This window comes from Dyadobacter jiangsuensis (genome assembly GCF_003014695.1).
In the GTDB taxonomy this organism is placed as follows: domain Bacteria; phylum Bacteroidota; class Bacteroidia; order Cytophagales; family Spirosomataceae; genus Dyadobacter; species Dyadobacter jiangsuensis.
Genome location: NZ_PYAS01000002.1, coordinates 204797 through 224587 on the forward strand (window position 1 = coordinate 204797; position 19791 = coordinate 224587).

The 19791-nt window shown below is 49.7% G+C and carries 13 protein-coding genes; 9 read left to right on the forward strand and 4 right to left on the reverse strand.

The genetic code is table 11. The features are described 5' to 3' along the window. Positions 1-80: 80 nt before the first annotated feature. The 5 genes from CLV60_RS04140 to CLV60_RS04160 all read left to right on the forward strand — a co-directional run bounded on the left by CLV60_RS04140 (position 81) and on the right by CLV60_RS04160 (position 7863). On the forward strand, positions 81-1550 hold the full coding sequence (locus CLV60_RS04140; protein ID WP_106594135.1) for a M48 family metalloprotease: 1470 nt from the start codon (positions 81-83) through the stop codon (positions 1548-1550). A gap of 157 nt (positions 1551-1707) precedes the next feature. Continuing rightward, entirely contained in the window at positions 1708-2175 is a 468-nt protein-coding gene (locus tag CLV60_RS04145) for a MarR family winged helix-turn-helix transcriptional regulator (RefSeq protein WP_106594136.1), read from the forward strand. A gap of 83 nt (positions 2176-2258) precedes the next feature. Then, positions 2259-3590 carry a TolC family protein gene (locus CLV60_RS04150; RefSeq protein WP_106594137.1) on the forward strand — a complete coding sequence of 444 codons (1332 nt, stop codon included), beginning with the start codon at positions 2259-2261 and terminating at the stop codon, positions 3588-3590. Positions 3591-3662: 72 nt separating this feature from the next. Then, the gene (locus CLV60_RS04155; RefSeq protein ID WP_106594138.1) at positions 3663-4715 is read left to right on the forward strand and encodes an efflux RND transporter periplasmic adaptor subunit; all 1053 of its coding nucleotides are present in this window, start codon (positions 3663-3665) and stop codon (positions 4713-4715) included. A gap of 25 nt (positions 4716-4740) precedes the next feature. Continuing rightward, positions 4741-7863 (forward strand): efflux RND transporter permease subunit, encoded by a 3123-nt coding sequence (locus CLV60_RS04160; protein ID WP_106594139.1) that lies wholly within the window; start codon positions 4741-4743, stop codon positions 7861-7863. Between the two features lie 91 nt (positions 7864-7954). Here CLV60_RS04160 and CLV60_RS04165 read toward each other — a convergent pair whose 3' ends face one another. After that, positions 7955-8176, reverse strand: coding sequence for a hypothetical protein (locus tag CLV60_RS04165; RefSeq protein ID WP_106594140.1), 222 nt, complete (start codon positions 8174-8176; stop codon positions 7955-7957). Between the two features lie 489 nt (positions 8177-8665). On the opposite strand from CLV60_RS04165, the gene CLV60_RS34955 reads away from it, so the two are divergent. Beyond that, complete coding sequence (locus CLV60_RS34955; RefSeq protein WP_106594142.1) at positions 8666-8866, forward strand: DUF2625 family protein; 201 nt, start codon at positions 8666-8668, stop codon at positions 8864-8866. Here CLV60_RS34955 and CLV60_RS34200 read toward each other — a convergent pair. Beyond that, positions 8827-8973: a hypothetical protein gene (locus tag CLV60_RS34200; protein ID WP_170118708.1), complete on the reverse strand. Its 147-nt coding sequence runs from the start codon at positions 8971-8973 to the stop codon at positions 8827-8829. The genes CLV60_RS34955 and CLV60_RS34200 overlap by 40 nt on opposite strands. A gap of 271 nt (positions 8974-9244) precedes the next feature. Between CLV60_RS34200 and CLV60_RS04180 the strand changes: the two genes are divergently transcribed. After that, positions 9245-10024, forward strand: a complete 780-nt coding sequence (locus CLV60_RS04180; protein ID WP_229210814.1) for a hypothetical protein — start codon at positions 9245-9247, stop codon at positions 10022-10024. Positions 10025-10087: 63 nt separating this feature from the next. Here the strand turns inward: CLV60_RS04180 and CLV60_RS04185 are convergent, their stop codons facing one another. Further along, positions 10088-12571, reverse strand: a complete 2484-nt coding sequence (locus CLV60_RS04185) for a glutaminase family protein (protein WP_106594143.1) — start codon at positions 12569-12571, stop codon at positions 10088-10090. Positions 12572-12652: 81 nt separating this feature from the next. Then, positions 12653-14764 carry a protein-disulfide reductase DsbD family protein gene (locus CLV60_RS04190; RefSeq protein ID WP_106594144.1) on the reverse strand — a complete coding sequence of 704 codons (2112 nt, stop codon included), beginning with the start codon at positions 14762-14764 and terminating at the stop codon, positions 12653-12655. Between the two features lie 195 nt (positions 14765-14959). Here CLV60_RS04190 and argB point away from each other — a divergent pair, with 195 nt between their 5' ends. Then, entirely contained in the window at positions 14960-15748 is a 789-nt protein-coding gene (gene argB, locus CLV60_RS04195; protein ID WP_106594145.1) for an acetylglutamate kinase, read from the forward strand. Between the two features lie 694 nt (positions 15749-16442). Then, a complete protein-coding gene (locus tag CLV60_RS04200; RefSeq protein WP_106594146.1) occupies positions 16443-19772 on the forward strand; it encodes a SusC/RagA family TonB-linked outer membrane protein in 3330 nt (1109 codons plus the stop codon). The last annotated feature ends 19 nt before the right edge of the window (positions 19773-19791 follow it).

Below are 19791 nucleotides of genomic sequence, written 5' to 3' on the forward strand. Positions count from 1 at the left end.
TTGGCATGATTCTTTGCATATAATTGGCGAGAACATTTAATTTTGACCATCTCCTTCTAACAAGTCATTTTTCAAGTTTTATGAAAATGAAATACGCATTTCGCATTCTGCCGGCTTTTGTGGTGGCTGGAATGCTCGCAGGTTGTTCCAAAAATCCGGTGACGGGCAAAAAAGAGATCGTCTTCATGTCGCAAGAGAAAGAGATCGCGCTCGGAGCCGAATCGCACCCGTCTATCGTGGCCACTATGGGCATTTACGACGATAAGAACCTGCAATCCTTCATCAACGAAAAGGGTATGGCCATGGCGAAGATCTCGCACCGGCCCGACCTGCCCTACAAGTTCTTCATCGTGGACTCGCCGGTCGTCAACGCATTTGCAGTACCCGGTGGTTACGTATACTTCACAAGGGGAATTATGGCGCATTTTAATAATGAGGCCGAATTCGCCGGCGTTCTCGGGCACGAGATCGGGCACATTACCGCACGCCACTCGGCGCGGCAGCAAACTTCGCAGATCTTTGGCCAGGTGGGTCTGGCAGCAGGGATGATCCTCTCCCCGCAGGTACGTGCGATGGGCGAGCAGGCGCAGCAGGCATTAGGCTTGCTCTTTTTGAGTTACAGCCGCGATCATGAGACAGAGTCTGACAGAATCGGGGTCGATTATTCGAGCAAGATCGGGTACGATGCGAAAGAGATGGCCGATTTCTTTGGTACTCTCAAAAGAATCTCTGAAAAAGCGGGCCAGTCCATTCCTACATTCCAGTCGACACACCCCGATCCGGGCGACAGGATGCAGAAGGTAGGCAAGTTGGCCGCTGACTATCAGACCGCACACCCAGGCAAGTACAATGTGAACCGCGATGTGTACTTGCGCAAGATCGATGGCATCATTTATGGCAATGATCCGCAGCAGGGCTTCGTGGAAAACAACAATTTCTACCATCCTTCCTTGAAATTCCAGTTCCCGGTACCCAGCGGCTGGCAATACGAAAACTCACCCGTACAGTTCCAGATGGCGGCCAAGGATGGCAAATCGATGATGCTGTTCACGCTCGCGCAGGGAAAAACATTGGAGGAAGCGTCGCAGGCGGTGGTGAAGAATTACGGTCTGAAAGTGCTGGACAATGAGAAGGCGACTATCAATGGCAATCCGGCGTTGGTAATGGTGTCGCAGCAGGTGGAGCAGGCGGCAAATGGGCAGGCAGCGGCCGCGACGGCCAATACCATTCAGGTGGGTACCTGGCTGATCCAGTACGGCGGTAACATTTATGCCATTCACGGCGTGGCTTCGGTGGGCAACTACGCGGCCAACGCCAGCCAGTTCCGTTCGGTGGCGCAGGGTTTCAAATCGGTTTCCGACCCGAATATCCTCAACCGCCAGCCGGAACGTATCCGCATTAAAACCGCACAGCGCGAGGCGACATTGCGCGACTTGCTGAAAGACAATAACCAGCCCGACGGCAAGCTCGACGAACTGGCGATCATCAACGGCATGGCGCTTACCGACAAGGTTACGAAGGGTACACTTTTCAAAACCCTCGGGAAGTAAGACGTACTTAGAAAATCATGAGAGCGGCGGCATGATCGATGTCGCCGCTCTTTTTGTTGACCGTTCATCCTGACCATACTACCATTAGTCCTGAGATCAGAAACTTTTCAATTTAAAATTTGGTTGACATATCAACACAATATACCTTTGCATTACCATGAGCACTAACATAGATAGCTGGCAGAACCTTCGGGAAGAATTGAAGAACTCTTTGCAATTCAAATTGGGCGCCGTAACCAAGACGGTTTTCAAGAAAATGAATGCGGAGCTCGTCAACGAGGGTATTCCAGTACTTGCCGAGCAGCTGCCGATTCTGATGGTTGTATATTTCCAGGAACAGGCTCGGACGCAGCAGGACATTGCCAATATTTTACAAAAAGATAAAGCGGGAATTCAGCGCTCTGTGCAGACTTTGCACAAGGATGGGTTCCTGAAAATTGAAAGTGATATTGAGGATAAAAGAAAGAACCTGATATCGCTTACACCGAGTGGAAAGTTTGTCTGCGAGCGCATCCAGTCATTGGCGATCGCATTCAACAACCAGATTATGGAGCATTTTACAGAGCAGGAATGGACGACGTTCCTGGGTTATCTGGATCGCGTCGTCAAGGTAGTAGACAAATAATTTTTTTGAATTAATAGTTGACATATCACCAGTAGAGGTATCAACTATCTATCATTAGCCACAAATAATCAACAACAGGTCCAATGAAAAGTAAATGGATAGCCGCAATCATCGCAGTAGCCGCCTCGGTGGCGCCGGGTTGGGCGCAAACGCGCCTGACGCTTAAAGATTGCATTGCGTACGGAATCAAGAATAACGGAAACGTTAAAATAGCTCAGTATAAGGAGAGTACGGCGGTGCAGCAGGGACGGGAGGCATTAGCAGGCTATCTGCCGCAGGTGGCAGGTAACGCGTCGCTGGATGATAACCTGAAACTGCAATCGACCGTGTTGCCGGGTGCGCTTTTCGGAGGCGAGGACCGCCGCGTGGCGCTGGGTACCAAATACCAGAGCAATGCATCGGCGCAGGTAGACCAGGTGATTTTCGACCAGTCGCTGCTGGTGGGTATTCAAGCCAACAAGCCGAACCAGGAGAATGCGGCCCTGAACTCACGCAAGACGAAAGAGACGATTATTTATAATGTAGCGAACGCCTATTACCAGGTGTTTGTAACCTCGCAGCAGATCGCGCTTTTAAAGGATAACCTCGATAAAACCAGCCAGATTCTGAGCACTTTGAAGCTGCAACTCGATAATGGCGTGATCAAGAAAGTGGATTACGACCGCACGCAGGTGAATCTGAACAATATTAAATCTCAGCTGACACTGGCGGAGAGCAACCTTACGCTGTCCGAAAACCAGTTGAAATTCCAGATGGGTATGCCGCTGAGCGACCAGCTCGCGCTGGCGGATAATCCGCTCGACCAGCCTTTCAAAATCGTGGAGCCTGGCGCATTCGATGCTTCCAATCTGACGGATTTCAAAATACAGAACCTGAACATGGACTTGCAGCAACTGGAAAAGGCGCGGATCAAAGCGGGTTATTTGCCCAAAGTATCGGTTTACGGTCGCTATGGTGTGCAGGCGCTGGGTAATGACCTCGGTACTTCCTGGGGCAACTGGTTCAGCTACGGTGCTATCGGTTTGAAGGTAAGCATCCCGATTTTCGACAGCTTCCGCCGCGACGCGCAATACAAACAGGCTGACTTGAACCTGATGACGCAGAAAGAGCAGTTGAAACTCAATGTACAGAATTACGAGCTCCAAAACAGCAACGCATTGACCCAGATGCAAAAAGCGAAATCGAACCTGGCAAGCGACGAAAATAACGTGACGCTCGCGAAAGAGGTGTATGATGTGACCACATTGCAATACCGCGAGGGCACTGTGCCGCTGACGGATTTGCTCAATGCCGAAACTTCGTACAAAGAGTCGCAAAGCAACTATATCAACTCGATGCTGAGCTACTACCAGGCGAAACTGGGCCTCGAACAGTCGACCGGCAGCCTCAACGAGTTTTACACAGCATTACCATAGCACTTCATCAACAACAAAAATTGACCTATTCGGTCATTCAATCATTCAGTCATTCAACATTGAATCATACCCATGAAAAGAAAACTTATCATCATAGGCTCGATTGCACTCATAGGCGTTCTGATCGGCCTCAGACTGGTAGCCAACAAGGCGAAGATCGACGAGAAGAAGAAAATGCCCGATAATAAAAATGTGACTATTCCGGTGACGGCCGTTGCCGTGCAGGAGGGGAGCGCCGACCAGCAGTTGATCCGTACGGGTAGCCTTATTCCTTTCAAGGAAGCGGAAATTATGGCTACTGCGGCCGGTAAGGTGTTGGCAGTTAAATATGAGCTTGGTACGCACGTAAGCCAGGGCGCGACGATCGTGAAAGTGGATAGCCGTTTGAAAGAGCTTTCATTGGAAGCTACCGAATTGAATATCAATAAACTGAAAAAGGATACCGACCGTTACTCCAAATTGCTGGCAGGTAATGCGGCGACTGAAATTCAGGTGAATGATACCAAATACAACTACGAAAATGCCTTGAACCAGGCGGAGCAGATCAAACAACAGATCACCGACGCATCCATTCAGGCGCCGATCAGCGGCCGCATTGTGAAGAAGAACATCGAGCCGGGCGAATATGTAAATGTGGGGACTTCGCTGGGAACGATCCTGGATGTATCGCGCCTGAAAGTGCAGGTGATGATCAACGAGAATGATGTTTACAAACTCAAAGAAGGTCAGCACGTGCAGGTGAGCACCAGCATTTTCCCCGGTAAGAAGATCGACGGCGTGATTTCCTACATCGCTCCGCAAGGCGACGAATCGCATAACTATCCGGTGGAAATCGTGGTGAAAAATTCTACCGAACTGAAAGCCGGTACATTCGTAACCGTTGAATTCCAGCAGAAAAGTAGCTCGCAATCGCTCCTGATCCCACGCAGCGCACTCGTGGAGAGTGTGCGTAACCCGTACGTGTATGTAGTGGAAGGCGGCGTGGCGAAGCAGCGTAAAATCGAAGTGGGCCGTGAGGTAGGCGACAATGTGGAAGTGTTGGCGGGCCTGAAATCGGGCGAGACGGTGGTTACGACCGGCCAGATCAACCTGAGCGAAGGCGCAGCGGTTACCGTTACAAAATAATCTTCATCAGCAAACTGAAAGAATTATGTCAATTACCGAAGTAGCCGTAAAGAGACCGCTCTTCATAACCGTAGTATTCGTAGTACTGATATTATTCGGTTTGATTAGCTACAACCAGTTGTCTTACAATTTGTTGCCTAAATTTGAGGCCAACGTTGTGAGCGTGATGACGACCTATCGCGGAGCTTCTGCGGATGAGGTCGAAACGAACGTGACGAAGCATATCGAGGACGCGGTATCGGCCATTGAAGGTCTGGATCAGATCAACTCGACTTCGCAGGAAGGCGTGTCGTCTGTAATTATCCAGCTGAAACAAGGCATTAGCGTCGATTTGGCGCAGCAGGAAGCGCAGCGGAAAGTGGAGCAGGTGATTTCGCTCCTGCCGGATGATGCGGATCGCCCTGTGATCAACAAATTCTCGACCGACGAAATCCCGGTTTTGAGAATGGGTGTGACCGCGAACCTTTCGCCGTCGGAGCTTTATGATTTGATCGACGACAAGCTGAAACCACAGCTTTCGAACGTAACCGGTGTAGGCCAGGTGACCATTATCGGTGGTACCGAGCGCCAGATCCAGGTGAATATCAGCCAGGCCAAATTGAAGGCCTACCATTTGTCGATCAGCCAGGTTTCGGCTGCGATCAACAATGCGAATACTTCTTACCCGGCCGGTCAGGTGAAAACCCAGGAAGACCAGTTGTCTATCCGTTTCGACGCGAAGCTAACTACTGTTGCCAACCTGAGAAATGTGATTGTAGGTAAATCCTCGAACGGCGGGCAGATCTTCCTGCGCGACATTGCCGAGGTGTATGATGGCGTGGCAGATGCTACGGCTGTAAACCACATCAATGGCCGTCCATCTGTTGCATTGCAGATTCAGAAACAATCCGATGCGAATGCGGTGGACGTGAGCAAGCTTACCCGCGAACGCCTGACGAGCCTTGAAAAACAATATGAAGCACAAGGTTTGAAGTTCAATATCGCTTCTGACCAATCCATTTACACACTGGCTTCGGCGGATGCGGTCGTATTTGACCTTGGCCTCGCGGTACTGATCGTATCCGTGGTGATGCTCCTCTTCCTGCACAGTTTCCGCAGCTCGATGTTCATTCTAGTGGCATTGCCGTCGTCGATGATCCCGACATTCATATTGATGAGCCTAATGGGCTTCTCGCTGAACCTGATGACGCTGATGGCGCTCTCGCTCGTGGTAGGTATCCTTGTCGATGACTCCATTGTGGTTTTGGAAAACATTAACCGTCACATGGAAATGGGCAAAAGCCGCTGGCAGGCTGCATTGGACGGTCGGGCCGAGATCGGCTTCACCGCACTGGCGATTACCCTCGTGGACGTGGTGGTATTCGTGCCGCTTGCATTGACGCAGGGCCTCATCGGTAACATTCTCCGTGAATTCTCCCTTGTAGTCGTGTTCTCGACATTGATGAGCTTGCTCGTGTCATTTACACTAACCCCATTGCTTGCCTCGCGTTTCGGTAAATTGGAGGTTTTGGATAAAAACAGTCTCTGGGGCCGTTTAAACCTGGGTTTCGAAAGATTCCTGGATAATGTAAAAGAAGAATATGGCCGCATTCTGACCTGGGTACTGGGCCACAAACGCTATATTTTCCTGCTTTCGATTTTCCTGATCGTCGGTTCCATCGCATTGGTGCCGGGTGGGTTCGTAGGAGCGGCGTTCATGCAGCAAAGCGACCGAGGCGAGTTGAATGTGTCGATTGAACTGGCACCGACGGCATCTGTTTACCAAACTAACCAGGTAGCGCAGCGTGTAGAGAAAATCCTTTTGGCAAAACCAGAAGTAACCAAAGTATTTACCAACGTTGGTTACAGCAGCACCGGTTTGGGAACTACTTCCAACAGTAACATTGCTGACCTGACTGTTCAGCTGGTGGATAAAAAGGAGCGGGCTATTTCGTCCGAAGAATTCGGGCAGGGTATTCAAAAGGAAATCCTGCAAATCCCGGGCGTGAAAGTGACCGTCGCACCGACTTCGATTACGGGAAATGCCAACCAGGCGCCGATCCAGGTAGCTGTGAAGGGAACCGATATGGCGGTGATCCGTAAAACTGCCGAGCAAGTGAAAGAGATCGTCTCTTCTGTGCCTGGTACGTCCAACGTAGATTACTCCGTGGATGATCCAAAACCGGAGGTAGGCGTAACGCTCGACCGCGAGAAAATGGCGCAACTCGGTATTAATGCCGCCGAAGTAGGGGCAACCTTGCAAACCGCATTCCGCGGCGACGACCGTTCGAAATTCAAGCAGAATGGCAAGGAGTACGACATTATGGTCAACCTCGACCAGTTCGACCGCTCCAAAGCCGACGATATCCGTCACCTGACATTTGTGAACAGCCAGGGCCAGACCTTCGAGCTCTCACAATTCGCGACCATCCGCGAAGGAATGGGTGAAAGCGTGCTGCAACGTATCGACCGCCTGTCGTCGATCACCATCAACTCGCAGGTAGTAGGCCGCCCGTCCGGTTCCATCGGTGCCGACATTCAGGCCAAAATGGCGAAAGTGAAGCTCCCTGAGGGCATCAGTATCGAATACCGCGGTGACCTGAAAAACCAGGCCGACGCATTCGGCAGCCTTGGAGTGGCATTGTTGCTCGGTATCGTGCTCATCTACCTTATTATGGTGGCGCTTTACGAAAGTACCATTTACCCATTCGTCGTGCTCTTTTCGATCCCCGTCGCATTGGTAGGTGCCCTCACAGCCCTCGCGCTCACGATGGAGAGCTTAACGATCTTCTCGATCGTCGGTATGATCATGCTCCTCGGTCTGGTAGCCAAAAACGCGATCCTGATCGTCGACTTCGCCAACCAGTTGAAAGAAGAAGGATACGCATTGAAGGAAGCCCTCATCGAAGCCGGCAAGGAACGTCTCCGCCCGATTTTGATGACCACCATTGCGATGATCGCGGGTATGCTCCCCATCGCCCTCGCGTCCGGCGACGGTGCCGAGGTGAAGAATGGCATGGCCTGGGTGATTATCGGCGGCCTCACCAGCTCTTTGCTGCTGACCTTGTTCCTGGTTCCTAGTGCTTATTATGTGGTGGATCGGATTAAGGAGCGGTTTACTAAGCGTAAGACGCGGAGAGTAAAGGAGGAAGCGCTTTTGGAGGCTTGATAATGCCTTGAAACAATGCTCTGATGGTTTTTTGAACAAAAGCAACGCCCCGCTGTCGGTTGATAGCGGGGCGTTGTTATTAAAAACTATTCTATTCGAATTTAAGATTTGCAGATAAACGACCACCGTTCTCAGCCCACCATATGCTATGCACTTCGCGTGCGAGTTCCGCAGCTTGCTCCTCCGTGCCGTTATTCTGGGCATTAGATTCAATGAAGCGAAAATAGCTGGTAAGTTTTTGTACTTCTTCCATATTGATGAGAGAAGCGTTGAGCCGTATGACGATGTCCTCGTTTTGTCTTTCGATTTTCATAATCGCGTCGTAGGTTGTAATCACAATTTAACCAAATTCGATGAGATATGGCGCTCCAAATAAGCAGAAGGCTAGCGATCAACTATTAAAAGGGCCAGAAATCGCAACCTCGCGAGTTCTTTTACTTGCCTGCCATAGGCGAGGCATACCGAATCCTCGGATTCGGTTGTGTGTGATGAAGGTGTCATGTTGATAATGTGGTAGGATGAATGAAAATGCCCTGCATTAGGTGTCCTAACGCCATTATCAGCGTCCGGGGGACTTTCGAACCACCCACACCATAGCAGGGCAATACGTTGTTGCTTTTTCACGATAGATAATGTTTAAGAAGGGTATAAGTTGGGGAGCTACTTAGAGAAATGCAAAGCGAATCGCTGGCAATTTTCAAACGGTAAGAATGAGCAAAAATTGGTACTTTTCGGTTTAACCTAAGCTTCCACCAACTTGAAAGCTAAAATTTATCTTACATCATTATTGATCATTACCCTAATGAATGTATTCGGGCAACAAAAGCAGCGGCCAGTCGAATCATTGATTAACAGGGAAGATCCAGGCTGGCCCTTGGTTTTAGAATGGATTGAAAAGGCGACAAATTCAGTTGAGATCTTACCCGCCGATAGCCTTCGTGCGCGGCAAGCAATATATGATATTCAGGTTACAACGTTCAACTTCTCGGCAGCCTGTTTCTGAGTCAGGTTGTTTTCTTCCATGTACGTGTTGAGCAGGTTGAAAACCCGGATCTGCACTTTTGCGAGCCAGTAGCCGATACCTCTCAAAATTTCCTCTCGTTCGGTCATGAGCACTGTTTAGTTAGTTCCGCTTTCCAGAATAACTGCTGGCCAGTTTTTAAGCAGAAGACTCACTTAGCCTCAACATAACGTTGTTTCGAATTCCAACCAGCTTCCGGCATGTTTCGTTGAGCCATCGGCAAATCATCCTTGCAGATTTAACATCGATCGTTAAATTTACTAGGATGGCGAACGCTGACCAGCCAGCCCAAAGATGCACAACACGAGTATGAGTTGCGCGCGAATAAGCAGTAGAATTTACTTTAGGGCATAATCGAATATGAAAACATACTTTTTCTTAGGCCTGATGGCTATTTCTTGCGCTGTCGTCCGCGCGCAACAGGCATCGGACGTAGGTTTGCAAAATCGCTACATTCAGCTCATGAAGGGAAGCGAACAATCGGACTTTCGCAGGATAGAGCTGCGTTCCGATATCGATACCACCTGGTTCCGCTGGAAGGAACGGGGATACAGCTTTGGATTTGTCCCGGGTAAAACGCCTATGTACACGACCGTGGACGGTATTCTGAGTACACCATATATGATCCAGGTCCGGGGTAATGTGGAGGAGCGGAACAAGAAACGCTGGGGTTATCATGTATTCGAGGGGTATGCCAAAGACGATAAATCCCGCATCACCATGCTTGTCAACAAGCATGTGGAGGCCGAGCGACCGGTGGCAGAGCTTTACTATTACTCCACCGTCTATAACCACGACGAAACGGCCTATAACTGGTTTAAAATCGGCTCCGACGTTCGGCAGCACTCATTTATGTTCGGGCGTGATAAGGCGCTGTTCTACGGCTCGCTCAAACTGACCAACGCATTAACGCTCGGCGCTATCGGGAAGGAAGATATTTTGACGACAAAGCCCGCCGGTGACGACGAACAGAATGCGGATAACAACGCCAGGTATGTCAATTATAAAGAGCTGAAAAGCGGCGGAGATGGGACGATCTTTTACGATAAAGACCGCGACATCGTAGTGATCAAAATCAAAGGGAAGTGGATGAAAGTCGCTGTGGAAGCGCTTCCGGATGGAGTTAGTTATGATTTTTGAAGAGGCCAGAAACCGCCAAACCTGACAACTCCTGACCCTTTGACTTATTGACTTTGAAACTCGTTACTTCCAGCGTTCCCCAAGCACCTTCATCCAATACCCCCCAACCACAGACCGTGCACGAAACCCAACGGATTTCCCATTCGTAGTCTCATGCCAGTCCGAAAGCGGAATACGATCGGTAGTACCATTGGCATACTTAAAAACAGGCTGAATCAATGCCTGGAAATCCTCCGGCTTTTCGGCCAGGGTGGCGGTCCAGACAATCCAGTCGGATTTGGAATAGGTTTTGCGGCTGTCCAGTGGCAGGCCGAAAGGCTGTTGTTTGGTGAGGTAATAGGCGATTTCCTTTTGTGCGACGGTTTTGGGAAATACATTTAAGCCGAGCAGTTTGTCCCAAACGAGGTTGTATTTCTGGCTCCACGTGCCTTTTTTATCGAAAGTCAATGCGTAGTGATCGCCATCTGCTGCCATTTGTACCCATTTTTGAGCGAAGTCTTTGGTTAATGCATTTACTTCTGCGACTTCTTTGGTGTCGCCCAGTTGCTCTGCGAGTTTGGCGTAAGAGGCGAGGCCCATGATGGCCTTGATGGACAGGTTGGTGTTGCGTGCCAAATGGCCTGCAAAATCATCGGTACATAGCTGGTTGGCCGGGTCGAAACCTTCTTTTTTCAGGTAGTTGGCCCAAACGCTGAGGGTTTCCCAATGCTTTTTGGCATAGTCGGCGTTGCCTTCGGCTTTGGCTATGGCGTAGGAAAGGATGAGCATGTTGCCGGATTCTTCCACGGGCATATCCTCGCCGTACGTCTGCCCGTTTGCGAGTGGATAGGTGCCTACGTCGTGCGCGGCGAAAGGTTTGGTCCATTTACCGCTCTCGGAATAATGGAAAATGGGTTCCATCATGCCTTTGAGCAATGTCGGGTTGTAGAGCAGGAACAATGGGGCCGATGGATAAGTGATATCAACCGTTCCGATGGAGCCGTTGCTGAAATTCTCTTTGGAAAAAAACAATGGCGTTCCGTCCTGTCCGGCTACGAGCTTGTGGGCGGCAATGGCCTGGCGGTAGGCGAGCACGCAGAGCTCGGCATATTGCTTGCCGCCTGCATTGAACGCGTCGTCGTAAATGGCCTTGTCGGTATCGTCGCAGGTTTGCAGGATTTTGGTAAAATCGGCCTCGGCACTTTTCAGCTCGCCGGCGATGGTTTTGTTGCCGTCTTTGTTCCACCAAGGACGAAGGTTTTGTCCAAAATACTGAACGGAATAGCCATCATCATAAGCCAGCAATGCATGCAGCGATTTGCTTTCAGCCCCCACTTTTCCCGCATTCAATATCAGCCCCATTGACTTGGTATCGGCGAGTGCTGCGCCCGCTTGGTCGACGCTCAGTGAGCCTTTGGAAGCAAATTCCTTAATAATATCCGTGGAAATGCCGACGCCGGAGCCTTTAACCGTGTTTTGCGGAGCAGCGAGATAAGCCTGGCCCCAATCAATGCGGACGTCGTCGCCTTTCCTGGCCAGCAGATTCTGGACAGCATTACCGAGTGATAATGTCGTCAAACCATCCTGATTGGCTTGTTTGCCGACCACCGATTGGCTCGCATCGTTGGTAGCCCAAAGGCCGGACACCGAATTGAGAATGCTCACGTCATGCTGCTTGCCGTCCGCTGATTTGACTTCGTACACAACATAATTCACCGGTCGGGATAACAGCACCAAATCACGCATGATCAAAGGTGCTATAAAGCGGACGGTCAGTTGCACCGGCCCTGCTTCGAAGCGGTAGACCGATTGTGTAGCCTTCATTTCAAAGTTGGTCTGCTTTGCGAGTGCCACCGCTTCGGGACCTTTCGGGGCGATTTCATCCGCGAGGCCAATGTCGATATAACCTGGTCCGGCGCCATTTTTGACATAGGCGGCTAATGTATTTTTCCCTTTTTTTAAAGCCTTCACCGCCGCAGGGCTGATCGGTTTGAACTCGTAATCGCTCGTAAAGCAGGGCGCACAGTCAAACGCAGGCACGCCGTTGATGAACACCTGCACATCGTCGTCGTGGAAGATATTCAAGACCGGTTTTTCAAAATCGACATTGGTGAGATTGAAATCGCGACGGTACCAGAGCTCTTGTGGAAACTCAGTCCCACCTTTCAGCATGGCGTCGTTGCGCTCGTGCGTACCGAATGGCGCCGGGCCCTGTTTCCAGGTGCTGATATTGTAGCCTTCCTTGAACCACCATTTTGGATCGGGCTTGGTGATTGTGAATTTGGCGGTGTAGGCTTGTTGCTTGGCCGTCGGCAGGATGGTTTTCATCTCTGCAGTGGCAGCGCCCATGAAGCGGTAGGCTTTGCCGTCGACACGGATGAGGCCGTCCATCGGATGCGGTTTGCCGGTCCAGTGTTTGGTCACGGAGCCCGCAAGCTCGTCGCCGAACGACCAAACGCTTGTGTAGGAATCGATGGTCACCAGCGGCGTGGCCGGCGGCCGGATGGACTGTGCAAAAATCGTTGAGGAGGTAAGCAGCGTAAGCGCAGCAAGCCAGCGTTTGGGCATAGTTTCAGCAGGTTTTGTGGAAATAGTGTAGGAAATCCCTGTAATGATAGGGGATTAGTTCAATAACGAACAACCTGACACTTATTTCTTCAAAAACGCTGCCTTCCCGCTATCCAGGAACGACGCAAACTTGGCAGGATCCAGATCGTAGTTTTTAGGCGCTACGAGCAGGTTGCCTTCATGATCCACGAGGCAGTAATGCGGCTGTGCATTGTTGTTGTACTTCACGATTTGCAAGTCGGCATTCTGGGCTCCGATGGTTTTCTTCACCTTGTTGTCGTATTTGGAAGTATACCATTGCGCTTCGGGAAGCTCGGTCTTGTCATCGACGTACAATGCGACGATCACGTAGTCATTATTCAAACGTTGCAACACGGCCGGATCGACCCACACACGGGCCTCCATTTCACGGCAATTGACGCAGCCGTGACCGGTGAAATCGATGAAAACAGGTTTGTTTACTTTTTTGGCATAGGCCAATGCTTCCTGGTAATCATAGAAGCCTTCGAGTTCGTGGGGTAAATGGAAGAGGTCGGAGTACTTGCGGGTTTCGCCTGCAATGGCGGATGGCGTTGCAGCTGCCGCGCTTCTTTTATTCAGGTCAAAATCCAGTGTTGATTGCGGAGGTAGGTAGCCGGCCAATGCTTTCAGGGGTGCGCCCCACATACCCGGGATCATGTATACCACGAATGTGAAGGTAACGATCGCCAGCATCAGACGCGGAACGCTTACTTTTTCAATAGGCGAATCGTGCGGCGTGCGGATCTTGCCGAGCAGGTAGAAGCCAAGCAGGGCAAAAATGACGATCCAGAATGCGAGGTATACTTCGCGGTCGAGCAAATGCCAATGATAGACCTGGTCGGCAATGCTGAAAAATTTCAGTGCCAATGCCAGTTCAAGGAAACCAAGCACCACTTTTACGGTATTCAACCAACCGCCGGATTTGGGCAGCGATTTCAGCCATTGCGGAAACAATGCGAATGACGTGAATGGGATCGCAAATGCCGCCGAGAATGCCGCCATACCGACAATAGGCTTCACGACTTCGCCGCCTGCCGATGCTACCAGCAAACTGCCGACGATCGGGCCGGTGCAGGAGAATGAGACGAGGACCAGCGTAAATGCCATAAAGAAAACACCCGCATAGCCACCTTGGTCAGCCTTCTGGTCCATCTTATTTACAAAACCACTCGGCAGCACGATCTCGAAAAGGCCCAGGAACGACAGACCGAATGTGATGAAAATCGCAAAGAACAGCAGGTTAGGCAGCCAGTGCGTGCTCAGGAAGTTCGCAAATGCAGGACCGTTCAGTCGCGAAACGACGGTACCTATTAATGTATAGATCAGAATAATGGATATGCCATATACGAATGCCTTGAATTTGCCCTTCTCCTGGTTCGTGAAAAAGCTTACGGTCATCGGGATGATCGGGAAAACGCAGGGCGTAAGCAATGCGACCAGACCAGAGAGGAATGCCGCGAATGCGAAACCCAATAGGGAGCCGCTGGTCGCAGGCTCGGAAACGGGTTGTTGTGCGGCTTCGATAGTGGCTGTGGCGGTGCCGGAGCTGTCGGTGGTTGCAGGAATGTCTCCGGCCGAAACGGCTATCGCTGTGTCGTTGGACGCGGCAGGGGCAGTGGTTGGTTCAACACTCGGTTTGTCAGCCGGTGTGACAACCCCAACGGTGGGCTGCTCAGTCGTGGAAGTTGCGGCTGAGGCAACTTTCAATCCCTTAAACTCAAAATCTTCGCCTCCTGGAATACACAGCCCGCTTACATGGCTGCAAGTCTGGTACTCGGAAGTTCCTTTGATAACGGGGTTATCAGAGAGGATTTTGACGGTTTGCTTGAAAACACCCTTTCCTTCGAAATAGCGCACATTACCCTGCCACACTTCTTCGAACTTGGTTTTCGGGTTCTGTGGTTTGAGCTTGCCTACCGTTTCGAAGGTATTATTCTTTTCAAAGGTAAATGTGGTCAGCATCGGACCCAAATCGGGATCGAAGTCGGAGGAATACATATACCAATCCTTGTCGATGGTTGCGGTAAAAACCAGGTCGACAGTCTCACCCTTTTTAACTTCCGGTTTGGAAAACGAATAGGTCCAGTGCGCTTTGGCTTTCTGGACTTGTGCCTGCGCGAAGCCGGCTGCAAAAAGGCAAATGGTGAGAATGAGTATTATACCGCGTTTCATGTCGATGTTTGGGGTAATGCTTTGGGCGGGCGATATGGTCAGCAGACCGCCGGACGATAATCTATAATTTTGATAGAGCTTTATTAACCAACGTAATTTTCACAAAAAAATTCATCAATTGAAATTCCCTTTTCAGCGATTCGCGTTTCTGCTACCTTTGTCGCCTCAAATCCAGATAAGTTAACAGTTATTAACATGTCCCAGACCTTATACGTAGTTAAAATCGGCGGTAACGTGATCGATAATCCCGAAGCATGTGTCCGTTTTCTGAAAGCCTTTGCGCAGCTCGATGCACCCAAAATCCTCGTCCACGGCGGCGGGAAGGTGGCGACACAGGTCGCGGCCAAGTTGCAGATCGAAACGCAGATGGTCGATGGCCGCCGCATTACCGACCAGCCGATGCTGGACGTGGTAACGATGGTGTACGGAGGGCTTGTGAACAAAAACCTCGTGGCGCAACTGCAAGCCGCCGGCTGCAATGCGATCGGGCTCACGGGCGCCGATGGCGGGATCATCCGCTCGGTCAAGCGACCTGTGAAAACGATCGACTACGGATTTGTAGGTGATATCGAAGCGGTAAATGGTGACCAAATCAATGCAATCCTGTCCAGCGGCCTGACGCCAATCATCGCGCCGTTAACATACAGTGCCGAAGGGCTGCTGCTCAATACCAATGCCGATACGATGGCCTCCGCAACAGCCGTAGCGATGTCCGAAGCATTTGAAGTAAACCTGATTTATTGCTTCGAGAAAAAGGGCGTGCTTTCCGACCCGGACGACGATGACGCAGTGATCGGTAAACTGGTTCCGGCGACCTATGAAGAGTACAAAGCAACCGGTGCTATTAATAAAGGTATGATTCCCAAACTCGATAATGCATTTGCCGCGCTGCACTCGGGTGTGACGCAGGTGACGATCTGCCACGCGGACGAGCTTGGAAACGCGGTCTCTGGCGGTGCTGGAACTGCAATCGTGCTCGCTTAGCTACCTGCGAACCCCTAAACCGGCGGTGGGCCGGCTTAGGGGTTACTTTTTGATTTAATATTCCCCGCGGATCAGCTTCCCGATTTTTATACGTATATATATAGACGTTTCTGTTTTCTGCCCGACAGGTAGCTGCTGATATCAATATTTGAACAGTTACAGTTAATATTTAGCCAATATTGAGGACGATAAGGGGTACTCAGCTGTTCATGCCCGTTCAGCAAAATTAATTTTATTAAAAGCGGTTACATACAAATAATATATAGCTAAGGCTGCCGCAATACCAAATACTCTATCCTATTTAGGGACTATTTATTAATTTTTTTTAATAAATCTTGCTGAGTTTGTTAATAATATATTTATATTTGACATCCGAATATTACGGTAGTGTGAAGCCCTTTGACGCCGCCGGTACGTCCGGAACAGTAAAGAAGAAAATGACCCGGTTAAACCATCTAAAATTCATTAAGGGACTGTATGACAAAACTAAAAATCTACTATTAATCCTTCTCGAACCCGCCCGACGTCGTATCCGGATGTTTCCATACCCCCGAAGGCAACCAAGTCCAATCGCACAGTTTGCAATCTGTCGAACGTGTATGTATTAGTAAAAAATTTAATTAATACACGATATTATACTAAATAATATTAAAATTGTATCCATTTTAATACCTTAATTAATCTAGCTTAACTCATGGGAAAAAATCTACTAAGACTTATCGTCATGTTGCTGATGGTAAGCGCCCCGGTTCTCGCCCAAACGATCACCGGAAAAGTAACCAGCGGTTCTGACGGCTCCACGCTGCCGGGCGTTTCCGTTCTGGTAAAGGGTTCCACCACCGGTACCACCACTGATGCCGATGGTACTTATAGCGTTGCTGCTTCTGGCAAGGCTACCCTCGTATTTTCTTACATCGGGTACAAAACCCAGGAAGTAGCGGTAGGCAATAGCAACGTATTGAACGTTACGCTGGTCGAAGATGCTTCTGTTTTGCAGGAAGTAACCGTAACAGCGTTGGGTATCCCTAAAGAATCGCGTGCGCTGGGTTATGCGACTACGACGATCAAGAACGATGCGTTGATCAAAACCGCTTCTCCCAACTTTGCAACAGCACTTTACGGTAAAGCGCCGGGTGTAACTATCAATGCTACTCCGGGTGGTGCGACATCCGGTGTGAGTATCAGCGTTCGTGGGTTCAACTCCATCAACGGTAACACTCAGCCATTGATCGTATTGGACGGTATCCCCATTCGTAATGGCGAGTCCCGCAATGGCGACTACTGGGGTGACCAGCGTATTCGTGGTAACGGTCTTCTTGACTTGAACCCGGCTGATATCGAGAATATTACCGTATTGAAAGGTGCTTCGGCGGCTGCATTGTACGGTTCGGAAGCGGTGAACGGGGTATTGCTCGTGACTTCCAAAACCGGTAAAGGAAGAAAAGGAATAGGCGTTGATTTCAGCGCAAGTTACAGCGTTGATAAAATTGCTTACCTGCCACGTTATCAGGATGTAAGAGGTCCTGGTTACCTGAAAAACTATGTAGATGCAGGCCAGGATGCAAACGGCTTCATTTATTATGATACAGATGGAGACGGAACCAAAGAAACCCGCGGCTTGCTGGGAGCGACTGTAAACTTCGGTCCTAAATTCGATGGTCAGCCTGTAATGGCATTCGATGGTAAAATCCGCCCTTACTCTCCATCAGGAAACAGCTACGCAGATTTGTTCCAGAACGCGAACAGCTCCAACATCAACCTTTCGGTGTCGAAAGCTACGGATAACTCTACAGTTCGTTTCTCTTTCACTCGTCAGGACAACGGCATGATCAGCTACGACGCGAAAAACAGCAAGAACATTGCTAACCTGAACGCAAGCTTTAATGCGAACAAGAAGTTGAAAACGGATTTGATGGTGAACTACATCAACCAGAAAACGCACAACCGTCCGTTCAAAGTTGACCGTCTGATCAACAACTTCACCGGTATGATGAACCGTTTCGAAGCTGCTGACTGGTATTTTGATAAATATCAAACCAGCCAGGGCTACAAGTATGTGACGCAGTCATCAGGTAACCCAAGCTTGACACCGGCTGAAAACATCAGGTACAACGGTTTCAAAACTGACCTTGCTGACTACGTTTGGAATACCAGAAAGAACACTGCTGACGAATGGAGCGACCGCGTGATCGCGAGCATTACGCAACACTGGCAAATCACCGACGAATTGAAACTCCGTGGCCGTATCGGTACTGACTTTACTTCGGAGCGTTTGCAAAACAACAATGCTACCGAGAAGCCATTGGCGTTCGGTTACACTGGTAGCTTCAGCATGGCCAACAACATGTACAGAAACGTGTACGGAGAAGCATTGGCGACTTATAACAAAAAGTTGACTGACGATATCTCTGTTGCATTGATGGCAGGTTACAACGCCTACAAGCAGATGGATACCAAAATAAGCAACAGCACCGACGGCGGATTGAGTACTGAGAACTTCTTTGACCTTTCGGCTTCTGTGAATAACATTACCACTTCAAGAGAACGTAACAACTGGACGCGTGACGCGATTATCGGAACGGCACAATTCGACTATAAAGGAATGTTCTTCATTGAAGGTACCATCCGTCGTGACCGTACGTCGACACTTGCTCCCGGAAACAACGCATTCGTTTACCCATCTGTGAACGCATCTTACGTATTCACCGACGGACTGAACCTGCCTGCTTTCTTTAGCTATGGTAAATTGCGCGGATCATGGGGTGAAGTAGGTAACTATCCTCCGACCTACGGCGCGAACGTTGCTTACAAGCAAGGTACATTGAACATTCAGCAAAATGGTGGCCAGTCGGTATTGTATACTTATATGGATGCTGCCTTTGGTAATGATAAAATCCGTCCTGAAAGAAAGCGCGAGTTTGAATTCGGTTTGGAGACTAAATTCTTCAACAACCGTGTAGGCCTCGATGTCGCTTACTATAATGCACAGATCGTAGATCAGATTCTGCCACTTACTATTGCAGCTACAACAGGAGCGCGCTCTATTCTGGCTAACGTAGGTACTTTGAGAAACCAGGGTGTGGAATTGGCATTCAATGTTTCACCGATCCAGGGTAAAACACTGAACGATTTCAACTGGGATCTGACTTTGAACCTTGCGAAAAACGTGAACAAAGTAGAGAAACTGGCTAACAACTCTACCGAGTTGCTTCACTCCGACCTTGATGGTAATGCAGCGCAGATTCGTTCGGTAGTAGGTCAGCCAATGGGTGATATTTATGCGCACGGCATCCTTAAAAACGAAAAAGGTCAGGCTGTTGTAGGTCCAAACGGTCTTTACCAACTGGACGGAGCAAACTGGATTAAAGTAGGTAATGCAATGCCAAAACTGACCGGTGGTTTGATCAACAGCTTCTCATGGAAAGGTTTCACCCTTGATGCGATTACCGACTTCCGTTTCGGCGGTTCTATCATGCCGACTGGTATCAACTGGATGACCTCACGCGGTTTGACCAAAGAAAGCTTGAACTACATGGATGCAGAGCACGGCGGAATGAGCTATTACCTCGATGCAAACGGAAAAGGTATTCCTACAACCGCAGCGACAGGCCCTGCCGGACAGACTGTTTACCACGATGGTATGTTGATGGACGGTGTACTCGCTACCGGCGAAGCCAACACCAACATCGTTTCGCAAGCCGTGTACTACAACGCTACTTACAACTGGGGTGGTCCTCAATACGGTAACGCACGTTACGAACTGTACGTGAAGAAAAACACTTACATCAAAATGCGTGAGATCTCACTTGCATACCGCCTGCCTTCTTTCATCGGAAGCAAGATCGGCGCTTCGAACGTGACCCTCTCGGTATTCGGACGTAACCTGTTCTTCATCTACCGTACTATCAAAGACCTCGATGCAGAACAGACCAACACTTCTACAAGATGGTATGAAAACATCTCCAACGCAGGTGCTAACCCATCGTTCCGTACTGCGGGTGTAATGTTGAGAGCCAGCTTCTAATTTCAATCAGACTATGAAA

Excerpts from the sequence above, each read along its gene's own strand:
- CLV60_RS04140 (WP_106594135.1), top strand. The coding sequence starts at position 81 with ATGAAAATGAAATACGCATTTCGCATTCTGCCGGCTTTTGTGGTGGCT.
- CLV60_RS04145 (WP_106594136.1), top strand. The coding sequence starts at position 1,708 with ATGAGCACTAACATAGATAGCTGGCAGAACCTTCGGGAAGAATTGAAG.
- CLV60_RS04150 (WP_106594137.1), top strand. The coding sequence starts at position 2,259 with ATGAAAAGTAAATGGATAGCCGCAATCATCGCAGTAGCCGCCTCGGTG.
- CLV60_RS04155 (WP_106594138.1), top strand. The coding sequence starts at position 3,663 with ATGAAAAGAAAACTTATCATCATAGGCTCGATTGCACTCATAGGCGTT.
- CLV60_RS04160 (WP_106594139.1), top strand. The coding sequence starts at position 4,741 with ATGTCAATTACCGAAGTAGCCGTAAAGAGACCGCTCTTCATAACCGTA.
- CLV60_RS04165 (WP_106594140.1), bottom strand. The coding sequence starts at position 8,176 with ATGAAAATCGAAAGACAAAACGAGGACATCGTCATACGGCTCAACGCT.
- CLV60_RS34955 (WP_106594142.1), top strand. The coding sequence starts at position 8,666 with ATGAATGTATTCGGGCAACAAAAGCAGCGGCCAGTCGAATCATTGATT.
- CLV60_RS34200 (WP_170118708.1), bottom strand. The coding sequence starts at position 8,973 with ATGACCGAACGAGAGGAAATTTTGAGAGGTATCGGCTACTGGCTCGCA.
- CLV60_RS04180 (WP_229210814.1), top strand. The coding sequence starts at position 9,245 with ATGAAAACATACTTTTTCTTAGGCCTGATGGCTATTTCTTGCGCTGTC.
- CLV60_RS04185 (WP_106594143.1), bottom strand. The coding sequence starts at position 12,571 with ATGCCCAAACGCTGGCTTGCTGCGCTTACGCTGCTTACCTCCTCAACG.
- CLV60_RS04190 (WP_106594144.1), bottom strand. The coding sequence starts at position 14,764 with ATGAAACGCGGTATAATACTCATTCTCACCATTTGCCTTTTTGCAGCC.
- argB (WP_106594145.1), top strand. The coding sequence starts at position 14,960 with ATGTCCCAGACCTTATACGTAGTTAAAATCGGCGGTAACGTGATCGAT.
- CLV60_RS04200 (WP_106594146.1), top strand. The coding sequence starts at position 16,443 with ATGGGAAAAAATCTACTAAGACTTATCGTCATGTTGCTGATGGTAAGC.